At 62.2% G+C, this 23,330-nt stretch carries 21 protein-coding genes and 1 tRNA gene; 18 read left to right on the top strand and 4 right to left on the bottom strand.

All coding sequences use genetic code 11. From position 1 onward, the window contains the following. The first annotated feature begins 69 nt into the window (after positions 1-69). The 14 genes from CEQ44_RS23120 (at position 70) to CEQ44_RS23055 (ending at position 14,372) form a co-directional block, all read left to right on the top strand. On the top strand, positions 70-2,034 hold the full coding sequence (locus CEQ44_RS23120) for a S9 family peptidase (protein ID WP_088183028.1): 1,965 nt from the start codon (positions 70-72) through the stop codon (positions 2,032-2,034). Between the two features lie 137 nt (positions 2,035-2,171). Beyond that, positions 2,172-3,296: an 8-amino-7-oxononanoate synthase gene (locus CEQ44_RS23115; RefSeq protein ID WP_088183027.1), complete on the top strand. Its 1,125-nt coding sequence runs from the start codon at positions 2,172-2,174 to the stop codon at positions 3,294-3,296. Then, positions 3,293-3,925, top strand: a complete 633-nt coding sequence (gene bioD / locus CEQ44_RS23110; protein WP_088183026.1) for a dethiobiotin synthase — start codon at positions 3,293-3,295, stop codon at positions 3,923-3,925. The genes CEQ44_RS23115 and bioD overlap by 4 nt, the downstream gene beginning before the upstream one ends. A 105-nt stretch (positions 3,926-4,030) precedes the next feature. Further along, positions 4,031-6,088 (top strand): M13 family metallopeptidase, encoded by a 2,058-nt coding sequence (locus CEQ44_RS23105; protein ID WP_088183025.1) that lies wholly within the window; start codon positions 4,031-4,033, stop codon positions 6,086-6,088. Between the two features lie 222 nt (positions 6,089-6,310). Beyond that, positions 6,311-6,745: a DUF4168 domain-containing protein gene (locus CEQ44_RS23100; RefSeq protein WP_088183024.1), complete on the top strand. Its 435-nt coding sequence runs from the start codon at positions 6,311-6,313 to the stop codon at positions 6,743-6,745. Positions 6,746-6,884: 139 nt separating this feature from the next. Continuing rightward, the gene (locus CEQ44_RS23095; RefSeq protein WP_088183023.1) at positions 6,885-8,696 is read left to right on the top strand and encodes a sodium:proton antiporter; all 1,812 of its coding nucleotides are present in this window, start codon (positions 6,885-6,887) and stop codon (positions 8,694-8,696) included. Then, a complete protein-coding gene (locus tag CEQ44_RS23090) occupies positions 8,693-9,289 on the top strand; it encodes an OmpA family protein (RefSeq protein ID WP_088183022.1) in 597 nt (198 codons plus the stop codon). Before CEQ44_RS23095 ends, CEQ44_RS23090 begins: the two co-directional genes overlap by 4 nt. 32 nt (positions 9,290-9,321) lie before the next feature. Then, entirely contained in the window at positions 9,322-10,605 is a 1,284-nt protein-coding gene (locus CEQ44_RS23085; RefSeq protein WP_088183021.1) for an adenosylmethionine--8-amino-7-oxononanoate transaminase, read from the top strand. 65 nt (positions 10,606-10,670) lie between these two features. Continuing rightward, positions 10,671-10,889: a translation initiation factor IF-1 gene (gene infA / locus CEQ44_RS23080; protein WP_003049127.1), complete on the top strand. Its 219-nt coding sequence runs from the start codon at positions 10,671-10,673 to the stop codon at positions 10,887-10,889. Positions 10,890-10,901: 12 nt separating this feature from the next. Continuing rightward, the gene (locus CEQ44_RS23075) at positions 10,902-11,474 is read left to right on the top strand and encodes a nucleoside triphosphate pyrophosphatase (protein ID WP_088183020.1); all 573 of its coding nucleotides are present in this window, start codon (positions 10,902-10,904) and stop codon (positions 11,472-11,474) included. A 3-nt stretch (positions 11,475-11,477) separates the two neighbouring features. Beyond that, positions 11,478-12,467: a ribonuclease gene (locus CEQ44_RS23070; RefSeq protein WP_088183019.1), complete on the top strand. Its 990-nt coding sequence runs from the start codon at positions 11,478-11,480 to the stop codon at positions 12,465-12,467. Then, entirely contained in the window at positions 12,457-12,651 is a 195-nt protein-coding gene (locus CEQ44_RS23065) for a DNA gyrase inhibitor YacG (RefSeq protein WP_088183018.1), read from the top strand. The genes CEQ44_RS23070 and CEQ44_RS23065 overlap by 11 nt, the downstream gene beginning before the upstream one ends. A gap of 50 nt (positions 12,652-12,701) precedes the next feature. Continuing rightward, positions 12,702-12,777, top strand: a tRNA-Phe gene (locus tag CEQ44_RS23060). A 179-nt stretch (positions 12,778-12,956) separates the two neighbouring features. Beyond that, positions 12,957-14,372, top strand: coding sequence for a site-specific integrase (locus CEQ44_RS23055; RefSeq protein ID WP_088183017.1), 1,416 nt, complete (start codon positions 12,957-12,959; stop codon positions 14,370-14,372). A 208-nt stretch (positions 14,373-14,580) separates the two neighbouring features. Here CEQ44_RS23055 and istB read toward each other — a convergent pair whose 3' ends face one another. The 3 genes from istB to CEQ44_RS23040 form a co-directional block, all read right to left on the bottom strand. After that, entirely contained in the window at positions 14,581-15,309 is a 729-nt protein-coding gene (gene istB, locus CEQ44_RS23050) for an IS21-like element helper ATPase IstB (protein ID WP_011950770.1), read from the bottom strand. Further along, entirely contained in the window at positions 15,296-16,810 is a 1,515-nt protein-coding gene (istA, locus tag CEQ44_RS23045; RefSeq protein ID WP_088201813.1) for an IS21 family transposase, read from the bottom strand. Before istA ends, istB begins: the two co-directional genes overlap by 14 nt. A gap of 80 nt (positions 16,811-16,890) precedes the next feature. Further along, positions 16,891-17,577, bottom strand: coding sequence for a hypothetical protein (locus CEQ44_RS23040; protein WP_088201827.1), 687 nt, complete (start codon positions 17,575-17,577; stop codon positions 16,891-16,893). Positions 17,578-18,470: 893 nt separating this feature from the next. Here CEQ44_RS23040 and CEQ44_RS24165 point away from each other — a divergent pair. The 4 genes from CEQ44_RS24165 (at position 18,471) to CEQ44_RS23030 (ending at position 21,772) form a co-directional block, all read left to right on the top strand. Continuing rightward, the gene (locus CEQ44_RS24165) at positions 18,471-18,659 is read left to right on the top strand and encodes a hypothetical protein (protein ID WP_088190801.1); all 189 of its coding nucleotides are present in this window, start codon (positions 18,471-18,473) and stop codon (positions 18,657-18,659) included. Beyond that, positions 18,656-19,273: a hypothetical protein gene (locus CEQ44_RS24160; RefSeq protein ID WP_088183472.1), complete on the top strand. Its 618-nt coding sequence runs from the start codon at positions 18,656-18,658 to the stop codon at positions 19,271-19,273. Before CEQ44_RS24165 ends, CEQ44_RS24160 begins: the two co-directional genes overlap by 4 nt. A gap of 344 nt (positions 19,274-19,617) precedes the next feature. Continuing rightward, a complete protein-coding gene (locus CEQ44_RS23035) occupies positions 19,618-20,211 on the top strand; it encodes a recombinase family protein (protein ID WP_088183471.1) in 594 nt (197 codons plus the stop codon). A gap of 262 nt (positions 20,212-20,473) precedes the next feature. Beyond that, positions 20,474-21,772 (top strand): isoprenylcysteine carboxylmethyltransferase family protein, encoded by a 1,299-nt coding sequence (locus tag CEQ44_RS23030; RefSeq protein WP_088183470.1) that lies wholly within the window; start codon positions 20,474-20,476, stop codon positions 21,770-21,772. A 161-nt stretch (positions 21,773-21,933) separates the two neighbouring features. On the opposite strand, the gene CEQ44_RS23025 is transcribed toward CEQ44_RS23030, so the two are convergent. Continuing rightward, on the bottom strand, positions 21,934-23,307 hold the full coding sequence (locus tag CEQ44_RS23025; protein ID WP_088183469.1) for a glutamate--cysteine ligase: 1,374 nt from the start codon (positions 23,305-23,307) through the stop codon (positions 21,934-21,936). Positions 23,308-23,330: the final 23 nt, after the last annotated feature.

Genomic DNA, 23,330 nt, shown 5'->3' with positions numbered 1-23,330 from the left:
AATTTCAGGTGACGCCCCTTCTCTCCGACCGTATATCGCCCCTAGGGTCGATCATGTGTCGGGGGATAGATGTCGCGCAAAATCATGCTGTTGGCCGGTGCAACCATGTGGGGGAGCGCGCTGGCACAAACGCCGCCGCCCGCCCCTCAGCCTCCGGTGCCCGCCCCGGCGCAGCAATGGACGGTGCGGGATTTCGCCGAGTTGCCGCTGATGGATCGGCCGAGCCTTTCGCCCGACGGCCTGCACGTTGCCAGCCGCGTCGCAGTCAATGGCGAATTGCGACTGGTGATCGCCGACGTCTATGAAGGCCCCAATCGCATTCGATCGCTGGGGCTGGGCGAAAATGACCTCAACTGGTGGAAATGGGTTAATGACGACTGGCTGATCGCCGGGGTCGGCAATGAAGCGAACGTCCAGGGCATGCCTTGGTATCTAAGCCGCGTCGTCAGCATAAAGCGGGACGGCAGCAAGATGACGCTGCTCGCCAAGAATGCCGCCGCGCAAAGCGCCGATGACGTCATCTGGATCGCACGCGACGGCAGCCCGCGCATCCTGCTGTCCTATCAGACCTCCATCTTTTATTCAGAGCTTGGCTTCTGGCCCAAGGTAGACGAAATCGACATCAGCACCGGACGGATGCGCACCATCGTCTCGCCCCGGCCGCACGTGCGCGGCTGGTATGCCGATGCGGGCGGTACGGTGCGGATGGGCGTGGGCTATAATGACGCCAGCCGCACATCGACGCTGCTCTATCGCGCGGACGCGAAATCCAACTTTCGCGTCGTCGATCGCGCCAACCGGCGCCGCGACGAGTCGCTGGTGGTGCCGCTGCTCTTCACCGCCGATCCGGGCAAGGCGATCGCCAGCGACGATAATGAAGGCGTGGACGCGCTGTACGAATATGACCTCGGCAAGCTGGAACTGGGCCGCAAGATATTTGCCGCGCCCGGTTTCGATCTGGGCGGGATCGAGGAGGATGCGGCCGGAACCGGGCTGGCCGGGGTCCGCTACATCGCCGATGCGCCGGCGGTGCACTGGTTCGACCCCAGTCTGGCAAAGATCCAGGCCGATATCGATAAGGCGGTGGGAGAACGACGGGCGCGCATCATTTCCACCAGCCGCGACAACCAGAAGATGATCGTGCATGTCGGCACCCCCGATCAGCCGGGCGCCTATTATTATTATGACACGGCCGCTGGTGCGATGAGCGTGCTGTCGCGCGTCAGCGATCAGTTCCCCGGCAAAACCCGCCTCTCCCCGGTCAAGACGATCCGTTACAAGGCGCGCGACGGACTGGAGATCGCAGCGGTATTGACCCTACCGGCGGGGCGAGAGGCCAAGGATTTGCCCCTGATCCTGATGCCCCATGGCGGCCCCTTCGCCCGCGACAGCGAGGAATGGGACTGGTGGGTGCAGTTTCTGGCCTGGCGTGGCTACGCCGTGTTGCAACCCAATTATCGCGGATCGGCAGGCTATGGCACCGCCTTTGCGGAAAAGGGCGAGGGGCAATGGGGCCTGGCCATGCAGGACGACCTCAACGACGCGGTCGATTGGGCCGTTAAACAGGGAATCGCCGACGCCAAGCGTGTCTGCATGGTGGGCGCATCCTATGGCGGCTATGCGGCCATGCGCGCTGCCCATCGCGACGGCGCGCGCTATCGTTGCGCGGTGTCCTATGCCGGCGTGTCGGATCTGGCGGCGATGATGCGCTATGACAGCCGATTTCTCTACCACGGCACGCGCAAGGACTGGATGAAGGAGCAGGCGCCCGATTTCGTCGCCGTTTCCCCGGTGAATTTCGCCGCGCAATTTTCAACGCCCATCCTGCTGATGCATGGCAAGAAGGACCGCCGGGTCCAGGTCAATCAGTCCCGTGAAATGGCCGAAAAACTCAAGGCTGCCGGCAAGGTGGCGGGGCGCGACTATATCTACGTCGAACAGCCTTTGGCCGACCATTTCTTTTCGCGCGAAGCCGACAGGGTAGAATTTCTGGAGCAGCTCGACGCCTTCCTGAAAGCGCATAATCCCGCGTGATCTTGGGCGACACAGCGAAGGAACGAGATTGGCTATCCAAATGGCATGTGACCGCTTTCGCGCTGATCGCCTGAGCGCCTGGGTTACGAAGACGGCGCACGCTTGCCGCCTCCCCCGGCCGGGCCTATAGGCGCGCCATGATCGCCGAACCCTTCGCCAAGCAACTCGCCGCGCTGGAGTCGCGCGGACGGTTGCGCCGCCTCATCCCCCGTTCCGGCCGCGATTTCGCCTCCAACGACTATCTCGGCCTCGCCGGCGATCCGATCATCGCGCAGGCGGTGGTCGATGCGATCGGCCGGGGCGTGCCGGTCGGCTCTGGCGGGTCGCGGTTGCTGCGCGGCAATGCGCCGGAACATGAAGGGTTGGAGGCGAAGGCGGCCGATTTCTTCCGTACCCAATCCGCCTTGTTCGTTGCCAATGGCTATATCGGCAATCTGGCGCTGTTTTCGACCCTGCCCCAGCGCGGCGACCTGATCGTCGCGGACGAACTGATCCATGCCAGCGCTCATGACGGCATCCGCATGAGCAAGGCGGCGGCGGTGTTTGCGCGGCATAATGAGGTGCAGAGCTTCGCCGACCTGATCGCGGCGTGGCGCAAGGAGGGCGGCACTGGCCGCATCTGGATCGCGGTCGAGACGCTCTATTCGATGGATGGCGATGTCGCCCCGCTCGCCGACCTCGCCAAGCTGGCCGCGACCCATGGCGCGATGCTGCTGCTGGACGAGGCGCATGGCACCGGCGTCTTCGGGCCGGGCGGGCGCGGGCTTTCTGCCGGATTGGACGGCTTGCACAATGTCATCACGCTGCACACCTGCGGCAAGGCGATGGGGACGGAGGGCGCGCTGATTTGCGGCCCGCGCATCCATATCGACTATCTCATCAACCGCGCCCGCGCCTTCATTTTTTCGACCGCGCCATCCCCGCTGATGGCGGTGGCGGCGTCGGCGGCGCTCGACCGGATCGAACAGGCGAGCGACCTGCGCGACCGGCTGAAGACGTTGCGGCAGGATGCGGCTGAAGCGATCTGCGCGCCCCTGGGCCTGCCATCGCCGCGCAGCCAGATCGTGCCGGTCATCCTGGGCGACGACATGCGCACCATGGCGGTGGCGGCGGCCTTGCAGCAGGCGGGCTTCGACGTGCGCGGCATCCGCCCGCCAACGGTGCCGCCGGGGACCAGTCGCCTGCGCATATCGCTGACGCTGAACGTCGGCCGCGCGGATGTCGCCGCATTGGGACGGGAATTGCTGCGGGCGATGCAATGAGCGTGCTGGTCGTCACCGGGACCGACACCGGCATCGGCAAGACCGTGTTCGCCGCGGGCCTCGCCGGGGCATTGGGCGCCTATTATTGGAAGCCGATCCAGGCCGGGGTCGATCCCGAAGGCGACAAGGAAACCGTCGCCGCCCTGTCCGGCCTGCCCGCGGCGCATATCCTGCCCGAGGCCTTTCGCCTGACCACCCCCGCCTCCCCCCATCTCGCCGCACGGATTGATGGCGTGACGATCGGGCTGGATCAACTGGCGCTGCCGCAGGTGGGCGGGCCGTTGGTGGTCGAGGGCGCGGGCGGCGTGCTGGTGCCGATTTCGGAAACGCTGCTGATGGCAGACCTGTTCGCGCATTGGGGTCAGCCGGTGATCCTGTGCGCCCGCACCGCACTTGGTACGATCAACCATAGCCTGCTCAGCATCGAGGCGCTGCGGTCTCGCGGCGTGGCTGTGGCGGGCATCGCGTTCGTCGGCGAGCCGCATGAGGAGAATGAGCGGATCATCCCGGAACTGGCAGGCGTGCCGTCGATCGGCCGATTGCCGCATCTGGATCGGCTCGATCCCGCCGCGCTGGCGACCGCCTTCGCCGCGCACATCCGACTTCCCGAATATTTCAACGGTCGATAATTTTCGACCAACGACATGGACTTCGTTGTTGGACGGGCGTTCAAGTCCGCATCAGAAGGAACGGCCCAAGGTCGTTCGCCCTATATGATGCAAGGGATGTAGCCCATGAAAACCCTCCTCCTCGGCGCGGCAGCCACGGCGCTGGCGCTCGCCGCCACCATGGCGCAGGCCGACCAGCCGATGACGCCGTCAGCAGCCCCGGCCACCGCTCCGGCCACCGCCGCCAAGCCGACCTATGGCAGCTACGGCTTCGACGCCGCAGGCATGGACCCGTCGGTCAAGCCGGGCGACGATTTCTACGACTATGCTAATGGCACATGGGCGAAGAACACGCCGATCCCCGCCGACAAGTCCAACTATGGCGCGTTCAACACGCTCGACGACCTGTCACGCACGCGGACCAGAGCGATTTTGGAAAACGCGCAGAAGGATAGCGGCAGTAAGATCGGCAACGCCTATGCCGCCTATATGGACGGCTCGACGGTCGAAGCGAAGGGGCTGGCCCCGATCAAGCCTTGGCTGGACGAGATCAAGGGTGTCACCGACCTGAGCAGCTATGCCAAGGTCGCGGCCAAGGGCGCGCGCGCCGGCGTGCCCGGCCCGTTCCGCTTTTATGTGGGGCAGGACGACAAGGAGCCGGAAACCTATATCCTGGCCATGAGCCAAGGCGGCCTCGGCCTGCCGGACCGCGACTATTATCTGGATCAGGGCGAGAAGATGGCGGCGATCCGCACCGCCTATGTCGCGCATCTGGAAAAGATGCTGACGCTGGCCGGCGAAAGCGACGCCAAGGCGCGCGCCGCCGCTCTGATGGCGTTCGAAACGGCCATCGCCAAGGTCCATTGGAGTCAGGTGGAAAGCCGCGACGCCGACAAGACTTATAATAAGATGACGCTTGCCGACTTGCAGAAGGCCGCGCCCGGTTTCGACTTCGCCGCTTATTACAAGGCGAACGGACTGACTCCCGCCACCCTGCTGGTCGCCCAGCCCAGCGCCGTGACCGGTGAAGCCGCGCTGATCGCGAAAACGCCGGTCGGCGTGCTCAAGGACGCGCTGCTGCTCGCCAGCCTGCACGCCTATGCCGACTATCTGCCCGACAGCGTCGCCAATGCCGACTTCGCCTTTTACGGCACCACCCTGTCGGGTACGCCGGAGCGCGAGGAACGGTGGAAGCGCGGCGTCACCTTCCTCAAGGAATCGCTCGGCGAGGAAGTCGGCAAAGTCTATGTCGCGAAATATTTCCCGCCCGAAACCAAGGCGGCGATGGATGTGCTGGTCAAGAATGTCCTGTCCGCCATGGGCCGCCGCATCGACGGCCTGCCTTGGATGAGCGACACGGCCAAGGCGCGCGCGCACAAAAAGCTGGCCGCCTTCACGCCCAAGATCGGCTATCCCGACAAGTGGCGCGATTATGACGGGCTGGAAATCAGGCGCGACGACTTGCTGGGCAATGCGCAGCGGTCGAACCAGTTCGCGTTCGACTATAATATCGGTAAGCTCGGCAAGCCCATCTATCGCTGGGAATGGGGCATGACCCCTATGGAAATCAACGCCTATGCCAATTTCGGCATGGTCGAAATCGTCTTCCCCGCCGCGATCCTGCAGCCGCCCTTCTTCGATCCGCACGCCGATCCGGCGGTCAATTATGGCGGCATCGGCGCGGTGATCGGCCATGAGCTGAGCCATCATTTCGACGATCAGGGCGCGAAATATGACGAGACAGGCAAGCTCAACCAGTGGTGGACCGATCGGGACGTCGCCAATTTCAAGGCGCTGACGACGAAGCTCGGCACGCAATATGACGCCTATGAACCCTTCCCCGGCGCGCATGTGAAGGGCGCCTTCACCATGGGCGAGAATATTGGCGACCTGGGCGGCCTGGCGGTCGCGCTCGACGCCTATCACGCCTCGCTGGGCGGCAAGCCCGCGCCGGTGATCGACGGCATGACTGGCGACCAGCGCTTCTTCCTGGGCTGGGCGCAGGTGTGGCGGCGCAATTATCGCGAGGCCAATCTGCGCCAGCGGCTGGTGACCGATCCGCACGCGCCGTCGCAATATCGCACCGACATCGTGCGCAATTTCGACGCTTGGTATGATGCGTTCAAGCCCGCGCCGGGCGGCAAAATCTATCTGGCACCCAAGGATCGCGTCAAAATCTGGTGATCTAAAATAACTGGCCCGGCTGCTCTAGCGGTGCGGGCCAGTCCTTCCTTCGGAGATTAAAACAAGGCGCGACCAGTCGAGCCGCCTGCGCGATAAGCCGTTTGCGGGAGTCCCGTTATCTTTTGAATCGCACGATTCGCCGTTCCATCTCGGTTGCGCCCGGAACGCTTTGATCAGCTTGATCGTCTGTTCATCACTATTTCGATTAAGAGGAGAAGAAAGTTGACGGGTCTCAACACCACGAAATTTCTGAAAGCGGGCATCGCCTCAATCGCTTTGTTCGCCGCCTACCCCGCACTGGCGCAGGATGCAGCCGCCCCGGCGGCGCCCGCGACGTCGGCCGCGCCCGCAGCAGGCGCCAGCAATTTTAGCGACAGCGACATCAAGCAGTTCGCCGCCGCTGCGGTCGAAGTGACCAAAATTCAGTCGGACACCTCCATTTCCGACGCCGACAAGCAGCCAAAGATGTTGGCGGTAGTACAGGCGTCTGGCCTCCCGCCCGAAAAGTTCAATCAGATCGGCCAGGCTGCGGCCGCCGATCCTGCGCTCCAACAGCGAATTCAGGCCGCTGCACCGCCAGCGCCCGCAGCCCCGGCTGCGCCAGCCGCCCCTTCGACACCGGCCGCACCGGCGCAGCCGAGCCAGCCGCCGCAGTAACAGGATAACATCCGATAAGAAGGGCCGGTCGATGACCGGCCCTTTTTTGTGGCGGGCACATTCCGCCGGGATTGTTCCCATAAAATCGAAAAATATCGGGGGGTGACGGCTCCTTGTCCGCCCGTCTATCCTGCGCCCTATGCAGGAACTGGCTCTATCCATCGCGCTGATCGGCATCTTGGGGATTGGCGCGCAATGGATCGCCTGGCGCACAGGCTGGCCCGCCATCGCATTGATGCTGGCGGCAGGCGTGATCGGCGGTCCGGTCTTTCACCTCATCAACCCTGAGCATGTGTTTGGCGAATTGCTGGAGCCGATGGTTTCGGTCGCGGTCGCACTGATCTTGTTCGAAGGGGGCCTTAGCCTCAATTTCCGCGAACTGCGCAAGACCGACGGGGCCGTCACCCGGCTGGTGCTGCTGGGATCGCCGATTGGGTGGGTGCTCGGATCGCTGGCCTGCTATTATGTCGCTGGGCTGGTGTGGCCGGTCGCGATCCTGTTTGCGGGCATATTGGTCGTCACCGGCCCGACCGTGGTGCTGCCGCTGCTGCGCCAGTCCAATGTCGCAGCGCGGCCCCGCGCGATCCTGAAATGGGAAGCGATCGTCAACGATCCGGTCGGCGCGCTGCTGGGCGTCGTCACCTATGAATATCTGCGGCGCGCGGGCGAAGGCGGCACGCTGGCGTCGGTCATCCTGTCGCTGCTGGCCGCTGCGGTCATCGCCGGTCTGATCGGCTGGCTTGCCGCCCGCGCCGTCGGCTGGGCCTTCCCGCGCGGACATGTGCCCGAATATCTCAAGGCCCCGGTGCTGTTGGTCGCGGTGATCGGCGTGTTCGTCGGATCGAACATGATCCAGCAGGAAACCGGGCTGCTGGCGGTGACGGTGATGGGCGTGGCGCTCGCCAATATGCGGCTCGATTCGTTGCGCGATATCCAGCCTTTCAAGGAGAATGTCACCGTCCTGCTGATTTCAGGCGTTTTCGTGATCCTCTCCGCCTCGCTCAACTTGGAAGTGTTGCGCCAGTTCGAATGGCGCTTCCTGGCCTTCCTGCTAGCGCTGCTGTTCCTCGTTCGCCCGGCCACGGTATTGCTGAGCCTCGCTTTCTCGCCCGTCCCCTGGAACGAGCGGCTGCTGGTCGCCTGGATCGCGCCCCGCGGCATCGTCGCGGTCGCGATTTCGGGGCTGTTCGCGCTGCGGCTCGACCGGCTGGGCTATAGCGATGGGTCGATCCTGGTCACCCTGTCCTTCGCCGTGGTGGTGGCGACCATCGTCTTCCATGGATTTTCGATCAAGCCGGTCGCTCGCTGGCTCAAAGTGACCGGCGCGTCGGAACAGGGGCTGCTGATCGTGGGCGCCACGCCCTTCACCCTGGGTCTGGCCGCGCAGCTGCGTCAGCTGGCGGTGCCGGTGACGATCGCCGATACCAGTTGGCAGCGGCTGGCCCCGGCCCGGCATCAGGGCATCCCCACCTATCATGGCGAGATTTTGTCGGAAGCGACCGAGGAGAAGCTGGACCTGACCCAGTTCCAGATATTGGCGGCCGCGACCGACAACGAAGCCTATAATGCGCTGGTCTGCAACGAGTTCGCGCCGGAAATCGGGCGCGACAATGTGCATCAATTGGGCGACGCCAGCGACGATCATGATCCGCGCAGCCTGCCCGAATCGCTGCGCGGGCGGGCGTTGTTCGCGTCCGGCCACGGCGTGGAGGATATCATGCAGCGCGAGGAGCAGGGCTGGACCTTTCGCAAGACGCGGATCAGCGAGCAGTTCGATTATGATGCCGCGCGCGCCGCGCTGCCGCCGGAGGGCGACATGCTGCTGTTGCTGCGCAAGACCGGTGCGCTGCGCTTCTTCACCCACGCATCGCGCCCCACGCCCCAACCCGGCGACACGATCCTGTCCTATGTGCCGCCCGCCCAGCCCCGGCGACAAGGAGAGGAAGAATGAGAAGATTCGCGCCCGCGCCCATTATCTTGTGCGCCACCCTTGCCGCCTGCCAGCCGCCTCAGCAGACGCCTGCCGCCAATGCGATGAACGAGGCGGATAATAGCGTCGCGGCCAATGAGGCCGAGCCGCAACGGTCGATTCTGCGCCCCGAAGTCGTGCCCGAATCCGACACCCCGAAAATCGAGCCGGCAGAAGCGGTGATCGGCTTTGGCGCGTCGCCCATGGCCCTGGACGAGACAGCGAAGGCGACAGTTGAAACGCTGCTCGCCAGCCCGGCGATGCAGGCGGGCGGGCCGATAGTGCTGCGCGGCCATAGCGATTCGCATGGGGCCGACGGCGACAACAAGGTCGCGTCCCGCATCCGCGCCGAAAAGGTCCGCGACTATCTGGTCGCCAAGGGCGTGGACAAGGGGCGCATCACATTGGTCGCGCTGGGCGAGGCCCGCCCGATCGCCCCCAATGCGAAAGAGGATGGCAGCGACGATCCCGACGGCCGGGCGAAAAATCGCCGGGTCGAGTTGACGGTCGCGCCGCCCGCCATCATCGTGCCGCCACCGGTTGCGCCGAACGCGGCCAAGGCGGCAAAGCCATAGATTTGGCCGCTATGCTGGCTTAAAGGACCGTCATGACATCCCCCGTCTGGCACCCCTTCACCCAGCATGGCCTCAATGAGCCGATCCCCCATGTCGTGCGGGCGCAGGGCGCGCTGCTGCATCTGGCCGACGGCGGCACGCTGATCGACGCGATTTCCAGCTGGTGGGTGACCACCCATGGCCATTGCGATCCGCGCATCGCCGCCGCCATCGCCGCGCAGGCGGGGCAGCTCGATCAACTGATCTTCGCGGGCTATACCCATGATCCGGCCGAAGCGGTGGCGCGCGGCCTGATCGACCTGGCGCCGCGCTTCGGGGGGCAGCCGGACCTGGCCCATGTCTTCTATTCCGACAGCGGATCGACCGCAGTCGAGGTCGCGATCAAAATGGCGCTGGGCTATTGGCATAATCTGGCTTTGGATGGTCTGGCGGAGCCGCGCAGCCGCATCCTGGTGCTGGAGCATAGCTATCATGGCGACACGATCGGCGCGATGTCGATCGGCGAACGGGGCGTCTATAACGCCGCCTGGCAACCCTTGCTGTTCGATGTCGGCACCATCCCCTTTCCGGCGCCCGGCCATGAGCAGGCCTGCCTCGATGCGCTCGACGCCGCCTGCGCCGCCAAGCCCGCCGCCTTCATCGTCGAGCCGCTGATATTGGGCGCGGGCGGGATGCTGATCTACTCCGCAGATGTGCTGCGCGCGATGGCCGCGATCTGTCGCCGCCATGGCGTGCTGTTCATCGCCGACGAAGTCATGACCGGCTGGGGCCGCACCGGCACGCTCTTCGCCTGCGAACAGGCAGGCGTCGTGCCGGACATCATGGCCGTGGCCAAGGGGATCACCGGCGGCGCGATCCCGCTGGCCGCGACGCTGGCGACCGCGCCGATCTTCGACGCGCACCGATCGACCGACCGCGCTCGGCTATTCTATCATTCGTCCAGCTACACCGCCAATGCGATCGCGTGCGCCGCCGCGGTCGCCAATCTGGCGATCTGGCGTGAGGAGGATGTGCTGGGCCGCATCGCCGCGTTGGCGCAAGGGATCGCGACGCGACTCGAACGGCTCGCCCGCCACCCCGCCTTCGCCAACCCGCGACAGTTGGGCACGATCGCCGCAATCGACCTTGTCGCCGCCGACGCAGGCTATCTGTCCGATCTGGCACCGCGCCTGCGCGCTTTCTTCCTGGCGTGCGGCCTCTTGCTAAGGCCGCTCGGCAACACCATCTACCTGATGCCGCCCTACTGCCTTGATGACGATCAGCTCAATCAGCTCTTCATGGCGCTCGCCGCAGCAGGCGATCATTTCGGCGTATAAACCCTTGGCTTCCATTTCCCGCAATTTGGCGCTATGGCGGCGCGATTTTGTGAATTCGGGATACTATGGCTAAAGAAGAACTGCTTGAAATGCGCGGACAGGTTGTGGAGCTTCTCCCCAACGCCATGTTCCGCGTCCGGCTTGAAAATGACCACGAGATTCTCGGCCACACCGCCGGCAAGATGCGCAAGAACCGCATCCGCGTGCTGGTGGGCGACGAAGTGCTTGTCGAGCTGACCCCCTACGACCTGACCAAGGGTCGGATCACGTACCGCTTCAAATAAGCCGCGCCATATATGCGGCTCATTCTTGCTTCGGCTTCTCCCAGACGGCGTGACCTTCTGGGCCAGATCGGCGTCGTCCCCGATGCCGTCGATCCCGCTGATATCGACGAAACACCCCGCAAGGCCGAACTGCCCGCCACCTACGCCGCGCGCGTCGCAGCGGAGAAGGGCGTGGCCGTCGCGACGCGGCATCCGGGCGCGCTGGTCCTGTCCGGCGATACGGTCGTGGCCGTCGGACGCCGCATCCTGCCCAAGGCGGAAAGCGAGGCGGAAGCGCGTGCCTGCCTGGCGCTGCTATCCGGGCGGCGGCACCGGGTGTTGAGCGCGATCACGCTGATCGATGGCGATGGCCGGGCGCGGCATCGGCTGTCGGACAATATCGTGATCTTCAAGCGGCTGGAGCAGGCCGAGATCGACGCCTATATCGCGAGCGACGAATGGCGGGGCAAGGCGGGCGGCTACGCCATACAGGGCGGCGCCGCTGGCCTTATCCGCACCATCATGGGCAGCCACAGCGCGATCATGGGCCTGCCGCTTTACGAAACCCGCACGCTGCTCAAGGCAGCGGGCTATCCATTGGACTAAGACATGGCCGAGTGGCTCTATGAAGAAGGCATTGGCGAGGCGCGGGCCGCGTTGATCGAAAAGGGCAAGCTGGTCGAGGCGTTGATCGAACGCGAGGGCGACGCCGTGCGTCCGGGCGCGGTGGCGCAGGGTCGGCTGGTCGCCACCATCATCCCCAAGAAGCGCGGCATCGTGCGGCTGATATCGGGCGAGGAAGTGCTGCTGGAGCCGATCCCACCCCGGCTGGCCGAAGGCGCCAACGTCCTGGTGGAGATCATCCGCGAGGCGATCGCCGAGGAAGGCCGTCCCAAGCGCGCCAAGGGCCGTATGCCCCAGCCCGGCGCCAAGCCCCATGCCGGACCCAGCCTGTTGCAGCGCATCCGCGCCACCGGTACGCCCGTCGTCCCCTGCCCCGCGCATGAGGAAGATCGGCTGGAGGCGCATGGCTGGAGCGAATTGATGGAAGAGGCGATGACGGGCGAGGTCGGGGCGCAAGACGCCGCGCTGCGCCTGTTCCTGACGCCCGCCATGCTGCTGATCGACGTTGACGGATCGCTGCCTCCGGCGCAGCTTGGCCCCAAGGGCGCGAAGCTGGCCGCCCAGACGGTGCGGCGCATGGGGTTGTCGGGATCGATCGGGATCGACCTGCCGACGATGAACAACAAGGACGAGCGGATGGTCGCCGCGGCGCAGATCGACAAATTTCTGCCGCTTCCGTTCGAGCGTACCGCCGTCAATGGCTTCGGCTTCCTGCAGATCATTCGCCGCCGCGAGCGCGCCAACCTGATGGAGATCGTGCGCGAAGACCCGGTGCTGACCGCCGCGCTGGCGCTGCTGCGCCGGGCCGAGCGCCATGGGCAGGGGGGCGCTGCCACCATCACCGCCACGCCCGCGATCATCGACCTGCTGCACAAGCGGCAGGACTGGATCGAGCAGCTGGCCAAGCGCCGCGGCGGCGCGATCACCCTGCAGGCGGATGCGGTTCTTGACCTGGCGGGCGGCCATGTCGCCTAAGCCCGCCCTCTGCCCGGTCTGTCGCCAGCCCGCCCAGCCCGCGACGAAGCCCTTTTGCAGCGCCGCCTGCCGCGACCGCGACCTGCTGCAATGGCTGGGCGAAGGCTATCGCGTGCCGGGTCAGCCCGTCGACGAAAGCCATCAAAAAAACGGCAATTATGGGCTGGACAGCGAGCCGGATTGACGCTTATAGGCACGCCTCCATCCGGCGGGAGCCTCCCACCGAAGACCCGTGCCCGGGTAGCTCAGTTGGTAGAGCATGCGATTGAAAATCGCAGTGTCGGCGGTTCGAATCCGTCCCCGGGCACCATTTGTTCTCATCACATTGAAAACATTAGAAAATCGTCCACGAGACGGTCTTCTGACCTTCACTTCCCCACAGTGCTGCTACACAGTCCAGCAAGCGAAACCGTTCAAAACCCTCGGAAAACCAAGGGTTTGGGTTCCAAGAAGTGCTACACAAAGCTGCTACACAAATGGCCTTCAGGCATGTGCCTACGGGGTGGCCGGTTTTACTTTCGACGCCGTGTTCCACGCGATGTCCAAGAGCAGATGGGGCGTCGGGAGATATGGCGGTCATTGCGAACCGACAGCCTAAAATGCGCTGTTCGACGCTTCCCGTTGATCGCCTACCAAGTCGAAGTCGAAATCGAAAAGGTGAGGCTTCGGGTGGGCATGTCTGTCGATCTGTTGTTGCTCGAAGGTGGAAATCGATCTGTTATGGTCGGGCCGCAAAAGCCAAAGCCTGCCGTGACCGTATCGGCCCTATCACCAGCATCAACGATCTCCCCCGCTCGGGAATCGGCCTTGACGTTCGGCGAGGTCTACGACCGATATATCAACGATCCTACCCGTGGCTGGTCAACGCGAACGCGCGATTCCTATGAAACCTGCCGAAAGCTCGCCACCGACATCATCGGTGCTGATTTGCCGATTCTCGATTTTGCTCGCACCCATTGTCGGGATTTTATTGAAACGCTGAGGTTTCTACCAAAGAATGCAAGCAAGCGCTTCCCGTATCTTTCGCCTCGACAGGCGGCGGAGCAAGCGCGGGAGGGCAAGTGGGACAATCTCATCAGTTCTGCCAACGTGAATGCATATCTCACTGACCTGTCGAGTTTTTTAAACTGGGCGGTTCAGGAGGAGTATTTGGTCCGAAATCCGGCCCGAGGGCTTCGACTGCCCGATGAAGTGGCGAGAAAAAACAAGCGCTTCCCGTTTTCCACAGACCAGTTAAAGAAAATTTTTGACGCGCCTCTCTATCGAGGGTGCCTTGATGGAGAGCGCAATTATTTTCTACCGGGAACCGAACGCCCGAGGAATGCGCGATTTTGGCTTCCTGTAATAGCACTGCATTCTGGAATGCGTTTAGGGGAAGCGACTGCGCTCGACGTGACGGATGTGCGCGCGATTGATGGTATCCAGTGCTTCGTGGTCAGTGAGGAATCCTTGGTGGGGAGCACAGATAAGAAGCTGAAGACGGGTTCCAGCGAACGCCTGATCCCGCTTCACCCCAACCTTATCAGCTTTGGCCTGTTGCAGTTTATCGATGAGCGACGCCGGGCGGGTGAAACAAAGCTGTTCGGAGAAATAGCGCCGGGGCCGCGCGGTATCCGTGCTGTCGCTTTTTCGAAGTGGTTCACTCAGTTTACGCGAAAGGCGGGGGCGGCATTGGACCGGACCTGCTTTCATAGTTTTAGGCACAATTTCCGCGACGAACTCCGCGTTGCCCGGATTGATCACGATATCGCTTTAGCAATTGGCGGTTGGACAACCGGCGGATCGACGAGAAATAATGTTTCAGAAAATTATGGCCGAGGTCACGGTGTGAAAGTTCTCCACGAAGCCATTATGCAGCTGCAATTCGCTGATGTTGATTTGAGACACCTAAAATTGGCGTATTGACCATACGTCGGCTTTCGCAACGGGCCATACCTGTCAATCGGCGTCCAAACGGGACCCCTTATCGGCGCGCAAAAGGGACCCCCTGTCAGGATTGCGCACGGTTGATGTGACGCGCTTCCTTGCGCTGCGCGCGGCGTAGGGAGGGCGTAGCCCGACCGGAGGCGCGCGCAGCGCAAAACATCTTCTAATTGATCGCTGCTGGGGCGGATCAGCTGCGGTTTTTGAAGCGCCAGCTGTCATTGCCGGTCTCGACAATGTCGCAATGATGGGTGACGCGATCGAGGAGCGCGGTTGTCATCTTGGGATCGCCGAACACGGTGGGCCACTCGCCAAAGGCGAGGTTGGTGGTGATGATGACACTGGTCTGCTCATAGAGTTTGCTGATCAGGTGGAACAGCAACTGGCCGCCCGATCGAGCGAACGGCAGATACCCCAGTTCATCGAGCACGATGAGATCGAGGCGGGATAGCTGGGCGGCGAGAGCGCCACTCTTGCCGATCCTGGCCTCCTCTTCGAGGCGGGTCACCAGATCGACCGTGTTGAAGTAGCGGCCTCGGGCGCCGGAGCGCACTACATTGGCGGTGATGGCGATGGCCAGATGGGTCTTTCCTGTGCCTGTGCCGCCGACCAGGACGATATTGCGCCGTGCGGGCAGGAACGCGCCGCTGTGCAATGAACGCACAAGCCCCTCGTTGATCGGGGTACCCTCGAACCGGAAGGCATCGATGTCCTTCACGACTGGCAGCTTGGCAGCGGCCATCCGGTATCGGATCGACGCGGCATGACGATGCGTCGCCTCCGCTCGCAGGAGATCGGTCAGTATCTCCATGGTGGTGCGCTGGCGCTGAAGGCCGGTGGTGACGGCATCGTCGAACGCGCCCGCCATGCCCTTGAGTCCAAGCCCGCGCATGGCCTCGATCATATCATGCCGCTGCATCGAAGGTCCTCAGCTGGTCGTAACGGGCACAGTCGGCGATCGGGGGATGGCGCAAGGCGCTATCCTCGGAGGTGATGATCGTCAGCGGACGCGGAGGCTCCCGGCGTCGTGCCAGGATGTTGAGGATCAGGTCGTCGCTCGCCGTGCCCGTCGCCAGTGCCTCACGCACAGCGGTTTCGACAGGCTCCAGGCCATCGGTCAGTACGGCCGACAGTACACGGACGAACCGGCGATCGGCATCGTCGCCATTACCCAGCTTGCGGCGCAGGCGGGCCAGCGCCGGTGGCAGATCCCAGTCCTGGAAGGGGGCACCGTTCCGCAACGCGCCAGGCTTGCGGGCCAGCACTGGCAGATAATGCCAGGGGTCATAGATCGTGCGGTTGCGCCCAAAGTAGCGAGGATGTTCAGCGACAACCTCTTCGCCGCAGCGAACGACGATGCGGTCGGCATAGGCGCGGACCTGCACGGTGCGTCGCGACACCGTCGAGAGGACTGAGTAGCGGTTGCGGTCGAAGCTGATCAGGCAGGTGCCGGTCACGGCATGCTCGCTCTCATTGAAGCCGTCGAACGGTCCCAGCATCGGCTGCAGCGCAGATCGTTCGATCTCCAGCATCTGCGCCACGGTCAGATCTCCCTGTTCAGGATGGGGCTGCCGTTCCGCCCAGCGCCGACACTCTGCCTCCAGCCAGCCATTGAGCTCTTCGAGACTGGCGAACCGCAACCGGGGCTGGAAGAAGCGACCCCGGATCGTCTGCACCTGGTTCTCGACCTGACCCTTCTCCCATCCCGCCGCAGGCGAGCAGGCCGTGGGCTCGACCATATAATGGTCGGTCATGATCAGGAACCGCCGGTTGAAGACGCGTTCCTTGCCGGTGAACACGCTCGTCACAGCCGTCTTCATATTATCGTAGATGCCGCGCCCTGGCACGCCGCCGAAGAAGGCAAAGCCGCGCGCATGCGCGTCGAACAGCATCTCCTGGCTCTCGCGAGGATAGGCCCGGACATAGACCCCACGTGACGCGCACAGGCGCATATGCGCGACCTTCACCCGCATCGGCGCTCCTGCGATCTCGACATCCTCATGGCTCCAGTCGAACTGGTAGGCCTCGCCTGGCCTGAACATCAGCGGGATGAAGGCGGTGACGCCATCGCCAGCATCCTTGCGCCGCTCGATCTTCCAGCGCGTCGCATAGCGCCGCACCGCATCGTAAGAACCCTCAAAGCCTTCTCGCACCAGCAGGTCATGGATCCGCGTCATCCGCAGCCGGTCACGCCTGCCGCGCAGCTCGTTCTCTTCCAGCAGCGTGTTCAGGCGCTCCTGGAACGGACCGATCCTGGGCAGCGGCTGAACCTTGCGCTGATAATCAAAGGCGCCCTCCGGCGCTCGGACCGCTTTGCGGATGACCTTCCGCGACACATGCAGATCCCGTGCGATCGCCTTGATCGCCTTGCCTCCGGCATACTCGCGCCGGATCCGTAAAACTGTCTCCAAAACCAACATCCCGATCTCGCCGCCTGAAAATCCAGCCGGCTGCTTAAACCATCGAAATGAGGGGTCCCTTTTAGACGCCGATCACCCCGCTAACGGGGTCCTTTTTGCACGCCGATCCACACCTGCGGGCCGAGCAAAACTGGCATCAGATGATCTTGGACCGGTTGATTGTGCAGCTTGCGCTTGGTCTGGTGGACAAACTTCATGAGCGCCGCCGCGACGAATTCTGGCGACGTTGCAGAGCAATCGAAACATCGGCGGGCTAGTTCGACCCAATCAAACGTGGCCGTAGGGGCAAGATTTTGCCGAATGACATCCAACCGGCTCTTACGTTTGTCCTCGTGCCAGACGTTGATCGCGTCATTGATTGCTTCGCGAGCAAATGGCAGTCGGTGTTCGACTGCAAAGACCCTTGCTTCGGTCTGATAGTCCGTGATGATCGAATGACTACGAGCGCCCTTGGCGTCCACGAGCGAGATTTGGCCATCGTAGGTCACCAGTGCTTGCCGCATGCCTGCGTATGCACCGACATAGGCGCAGCAGGTTGACGGATAGCTTCCCAGCACGGACGCTACCATTTGGCGGGTGCGTGCAATGTTGATTTCGGCGCGCGTGGCCACCTTGTTGGCAACCAGCCATTTGAAATATCCATTGCTGATTTCTTCGTCCGCCCAATCAACAGGAGCGAAGATCATTTCCTGATCAATCTCTTCCCCGGCAGACTTGCAGCGGATGATCTCCGCTTTATGTTGATTTACAATTTCAAGATACGACACAGCTCAAAATAACCTCATAGAAAAAGGGTTCTGAAGCGTGTCGCACCGCCTCAGAACCCCAACCTCTCTATGACAACAATGATTATATCATCGTCAGAGGTATTTATCGAATTCTTTTGAGATCGGTGCGACCCGTCTTCTGTTATTATTTAGCTGTATCACCCCCATCGAAGTCAAAATTGAAATGAGTGCCGGATGACGAAAGGCGATCGAGACGATAATCGGGTGCAGAACCTCAAGATTTCCGCCGTTTTCTCTTCAACCGGTTTGACCGTAGACCGTGACTTCATAGACAATCCCCGGTCTATGAAGTTGCGCACGACTTCATCATAATTTCCCATCGTCTTGTTCCCGCGCATCGGGTGTAGGGGTGACGGGGATGTAGGGTGGTTTTGCATTCCCCCATGGGCGCGTATGCTAATGATGATCTGGTTGAATGAAAGTAAGTCTACATCCCCTACACCCCCTACGCCTCGGTGAATAAGGCACGGTTTTCTGCGGCTTTCGCGCCCATATCGAGTGTAGGGGTAGGCTGAAATCGGTGTAGTGGGTGTAGGGGTTGAGACCTTCGGCAGGTCCATTTTGACCATGGGCGGCCGATGATGGCCTGATCAGCGCTATCGTCCGGGCTGGTCGATCCGGCACCTTCTCCCTGTCAGAAAGGGCGTCATCCGATGTTCGCCTTTCTGATCGATCAGGGAGCGGCCGACACTTCTATATTTGTGCCTTGTGCGGACCGATCTGACGATGTTGTTCACGATGACAGGCGAACGATCCCGGCCTGATGATACGGCCAGACTTTATCGACATCTGCGCCTGACGATCTTGAGCGATGATGGCATCGGCGATTTGGCCGGGACGATGTCGGAGATCATGGTGGGCATGGTGATGCCGTGCTGACGGATGCCCTTGAAAGCCATTCCATAAACCCGCCTGTTTTTGCGGCCATGAAGTCGAGCATTTCCGTCACTTCACAGATCGCGATTTTCCTGTTCCGCATTCAGTTGATTTGGGAGCGGGACACTTGCCTTGCTCATCCCGTTGCCGTTTATTGGGCCCTGTTCTGGGGGAGAGAAATATGACCTATGCTGTGGTTGTCGATTGGTATGGGCCGTATGATAGCGTCAAAGCTGCGAAAGCCGTAATCCGTGAATGGGATATGGGTGAGGTCCTATACATGGCGGCCGGAACGGTTGATCGACAGACGATACCCAAGCTTCAGTATGTTGGAATAACCAAGGGCTTCGAGGGCCGCATGAGGCCGGAGCACAAAGTCCGCACCACAATCGCTGAAGAGGGGCTGTCGATTTATCTCGGCGAGGTGTCATCACAAGCGGTATCTGGTCGCAAGGCAGGTCATCACCACAAGCGATTCACTGTGCCTGTCTATCTGGCAGAATCGGCATTGGCATTCTTCCTCCAACTCCCGTTGAACTCTGACAAACGATGCTCCCGCCCAAAAGACTCGATTGTTTTGCTCAATCGGTGGTGGAAGGCTGATGGGCAAAGCCGTAGTCGTCGGCGTCCTCATCCTGATTGGCCTGACTTCATAGAATATGATGACGAGTCAGATGTCGGATCGGTGGTGTGGCATGGCAAACGTCGCAAGCACTTCAATGCCGAACTGATCGACGAAACGTGCGCTCGCGCGTCGAAGGAACTGCGCGCGGAAAGGGAACGGGCCGCTGCGGCCTGATCGCCATCACCGCAGCCTGAGACGATCCAACTGGTCGACCTCTGCGCGGATCAACCGGCAGCGACGATCCTCCCGAAATGGCGCATAGGGATATGGCGTCGCATGGTGGAGGTTCCACAAGTCGCGCCAATCCTGCGTCGGATGGAAATATCTGATCCGTGCCCGGACCGAGATCACCTCGCCGACATGCCGCTTGGTTCAATCGCCTATATCGGTCTCGCGAACCACGAGATCGCCAACACGGAGACGATATAAACTCATAGCTTGCCATATCATAGGATAGGCAGATTATCGAAGTATTTGAAGTGCTTGAGTCCATTCTCCAGATATGAGAGTCAGCGGTCATGAAACGCGTCGCTCTCTATCTCCGGGTCTCGACCGACAGCCAGACGGTGGACAACCAGCGCCGCGAACTCATGGCTGTCGCTGACCGACTGGGCTGGACCATCATCGCCGAACTGGCCGATGAAGGCATCTCGGGTGCCAAGGGGCGGGATCAGCGTCCCGGCTATGATCGTCTCATGAAGATGGTTACGCGCCGCGAAATCGACCTTATCGCGTGCTGGTCGGTGGATCGTCTGGGTCGATCACTCCAGCATCTGGTCGCGTTCTTGGCGGAGATCAACGATCGAGGCGTCGACCTCTATTTGCACACGCAAGGTCTCGATACGTCGACGCCCGCCGGGCGCGCGATGTTCTCGATGCTATCGGTCTTCGCCGAATTTGAACGGTCGATTTTGCGCCAGAGAATTTTGGCCGGTCTCGCGCGCAGCACCAAGAAGAGCGGTCGCCCATCGCTCGATCCAGCGAAGACCGATCGCATTCGACGCGAACTCTCGCGCGGCACCAGCATCAATGCCACCGCGAAGAAGCTCAAGGTCGGCGTCGCGACGGTCCATCGTATCAAGGTCTCGATGGCCGAACCGATCACCGCCTGACCATCGGCGACCACGATCGGGGATGACGCTGCCGGTCCACCCTCACTTCATCATCAGCCCGGATATGTCGGTGGTTCGGTGCCGTCCCCGGTCTTCATACCGCCGACAGGAGCAACTTTATGGAAAACAACGGCGATCCCGAAAATCCCGATCAGACCGAGCCGCAGTCTCCGTCCCCGGGCACCACATTCCCCACCATCGATCGATCAGCGACAGGCGCTGGTTCACCCCTTGCTTACCATTTTGCGCTAAAGCCACTGGCATGAACAATGCCGATCCCTGTCCGAAATCCGCCGTCAGCCATGGTGTCGGCATCGCCGGCCTGGTGGGCCTTGGCCTCTGGACGCTGGTGGCGCGTCATTATGGGATGAACGGTCCCAATGCGGGCCTTGCCGCCGTGGTCGCCTGCGGTCTGCCGATGGTGCTGTGGTCGCTGATCGTGGATAAGGTGCATCGCAACGCATCGACCGGGATCGACTGGCGCGGGCCGGCGCGGAGCGTGCGCGACGTGCTGGACATCAGCATCGTCAAGATCGCCGGGCTGTGGGCGACCTGGCTCGCCATCGCCATCTTCTATTGCATTGCCCGCTGGTATTGGAGCGGCAATTACCGCTTTTCGATGGACCTGTTCATGGCGGCTGCCCCCTGGCTGCTGGCCCTGTCCGTGCCCTATATCATCTGGATCGACCGACGGCTGGTCGAACCGAAGGACGCCTGTTTCAGTTTCGGCCAATGGGTCATCGGTGGCGTGGCGGGGCAGGCCGACATGGTGCAGGTCGGTCACCATGCCCGCGCCTGGGCGGTGAAGGGGTTTTTCCTCGCCTTCATGGTATCGATCGTGCCCGGCAATTTTTCCAGCGTGGTCGAATGGCGGATCGAGGATGCGCTGGACAATCCGATCGCGTTGGCCGGCTTCCTGATCGCCGTCATGTTCATGATCGACGTCTGCCTGGCGACGGTGGGCTATATCCTGACCTTCAAGCCACTGGATTCGCACATCCGCACCGCCAATCCGCTCTTGAGCGGCTGGCTGGCCGCGCTAATCTGCTACCCGCCCTTCGTGCTGATGGGCGGCGGCGGGCCGCTGGATTATCATGCCGGCGGCGCGGAATGGGATGTTTGGACGCAGGGGTCGGTCCCGCTGCAATGGCTGCTGGGCGGCTGGCTGGTGCTGCTGACTGCCCTGTATGCCTGGGCGACGGTGGCGTTCGGCCTGCGCTTTTCCAACCTCACCCATCGCGGCATATTGACCCACGGCCCCTATCGCTGGACGCGGCACCCGGCCTATCTGTCGAAAAACCTGTTCTGGTGGTTTTCCGCCCTGCCCTTCCTGTCGGTCAGCGGATCGCTGGTGGACATGGTGCGCAATTGCGCGATGCTGGGGCTGACCAATGCGGTCTATTATTGGCGCGCTAAGACCGAAGAACAGCATCTGTCGGCCGACCCCGACTATCGCACCTATAGCGACTGGATGGAGCGCAACGCGCCAGTGCCGCGCTTCTTCGCCTGGGTGACGGGGAAGAAGCGTGAGACGGCGATGACAGCACAGGCGGCGGAATAACTAGCGCCCGACACTTGTATGCATCCAAGTGTCGGACTCGCGAACCGAAAGCAAACCACTTTCGGCCTCTGAAAACTCAGATACCGCGACTCATAATTAAACGCAAACAAAAAACGCCATGTGCACTATATCGACTATTGACGGATTGGTCAATAGTTAAATCAGAAGCTCTCTTCGCCATAGACCTTGCTGAGGTCGCCCTGCCATTCGCCATGATAGCGCTCGAGCAGCCGTTCGGCGTTGGTCTTGCCGGACGCGACCACTTCGTCCAGGAAGGACAGGTAACCCGTCTCATTGTCGCCCACGCCGTTGAGGCGCGCGCGCGATGCCAGGCCGGACCGGGCGATATCGACCACCTGCCCGGCAATGTCGCGCAGCTTGCGCCCGCCGCCGATCGGCGCGTTGAGGCCGAGCTTCGGCACGGAATCGCGCAATATCTGCCGCTCCTCCATGGTCCAGTCCTTCACCACGTCCCACGCCGCGTCGAGCGCGCCCTGATCGTAAAGCAGGCCCACCCATAGCGCGGGTAGCGCGCAGATGCGGTTCCACGGCCCGCCATCGGCGCCGCGCATTTCCAGGAAGCTCTTCATTCGCACTTCGGGGAAGGCGGTGGAGAGGTGATCCTCCCAATCCTTCTCCGTGGGCTTTTCGCCGGGCAGGACGGAGAGTTTACCGTCCAGGAAGTCGCGGAAGCTGTGGCCCGACGCATCGATATATTTGCCGTCGCGATAGACGAAATACATCGGCACATCGAGCGCATAGTCGGCATAGCGTTCATAGCCAAAGCCATCTTCGAACACGAAGGGCAGCATCCCGGTGCGCTTGGGATCGGTGTCCGACCAGATATGGCTGCGATAGGACAGGAAGCCGTTGGGCTTGCCTTCGGTGAAGGGCGAATTGGCGAACAGCGCGGTCGCCAGCGGTTGCAGCGCCAGCGAGGTGCGGAATTTCTGCGCCATGTCGGCTTCGCTGCCATAGTCCAGATTGGTCTGGATGGTGCAGGTGCGCAGCATCATGTCCAGACCCATCGACCCTACGCGCGGCATGTGCCGCAGCATGATCTCGTAACGGCCCTTGGGCATGATCGGCAATTCGGCGCGGGTCTTGTCCGGCCACATGCCCAGGCCCAGAAAGCCCAGGCCCAGCATATCGCCGACATATTTCACCTGCTCCAGATGCCGCCCGGTTTCGGCGCAGGTCTGGTGCAGGTTTTCCAGTGGCGCGCCCGACAGTTCCAGCTGGCCCGCCGGTTCCAGGCTGATCGTGCCGTCGGCGCCGGACAGGGCGATGATATTGTCGCCCTCGAACACCGGGTTCCAGCCATAGCGGGTCAGGCCGATCAGCAGCGTGTGGATGCCACCCTTTTCCTCATAGGACGGGGCATGGTGATCGCGGCGATTATAAACGAATTTCTCGTGCTCGGTCCCGATCCGCCAACGGTCCTTGGGCTTTTCGCCCTTGGAAAAGGCCGCGATCAACTGGTCGCGGTTTTCGATGACGGGATCATGATCCCCGGAGTCGGTTCTAGTGCTCATGCCCCGCCCTTACTGCTTCCCCT

Origin of the sequence: Sphingobium sp. Z007 (genome assembly GCF_900013425.1) — a bacterium.
In the GTDB taxonomy this organism is placed as follows: domain Bacteria; phylum Pseudomonadota; class Alphaproteobacteria; order Sphingomonadales; family Sphingomonadaceae; genus Sphingobium.
The sequence above is the reverse complement of the archived record's forward strand: the minus strand, read 5'-3'. Positions and strand labels throughout refer to the sequence as shown.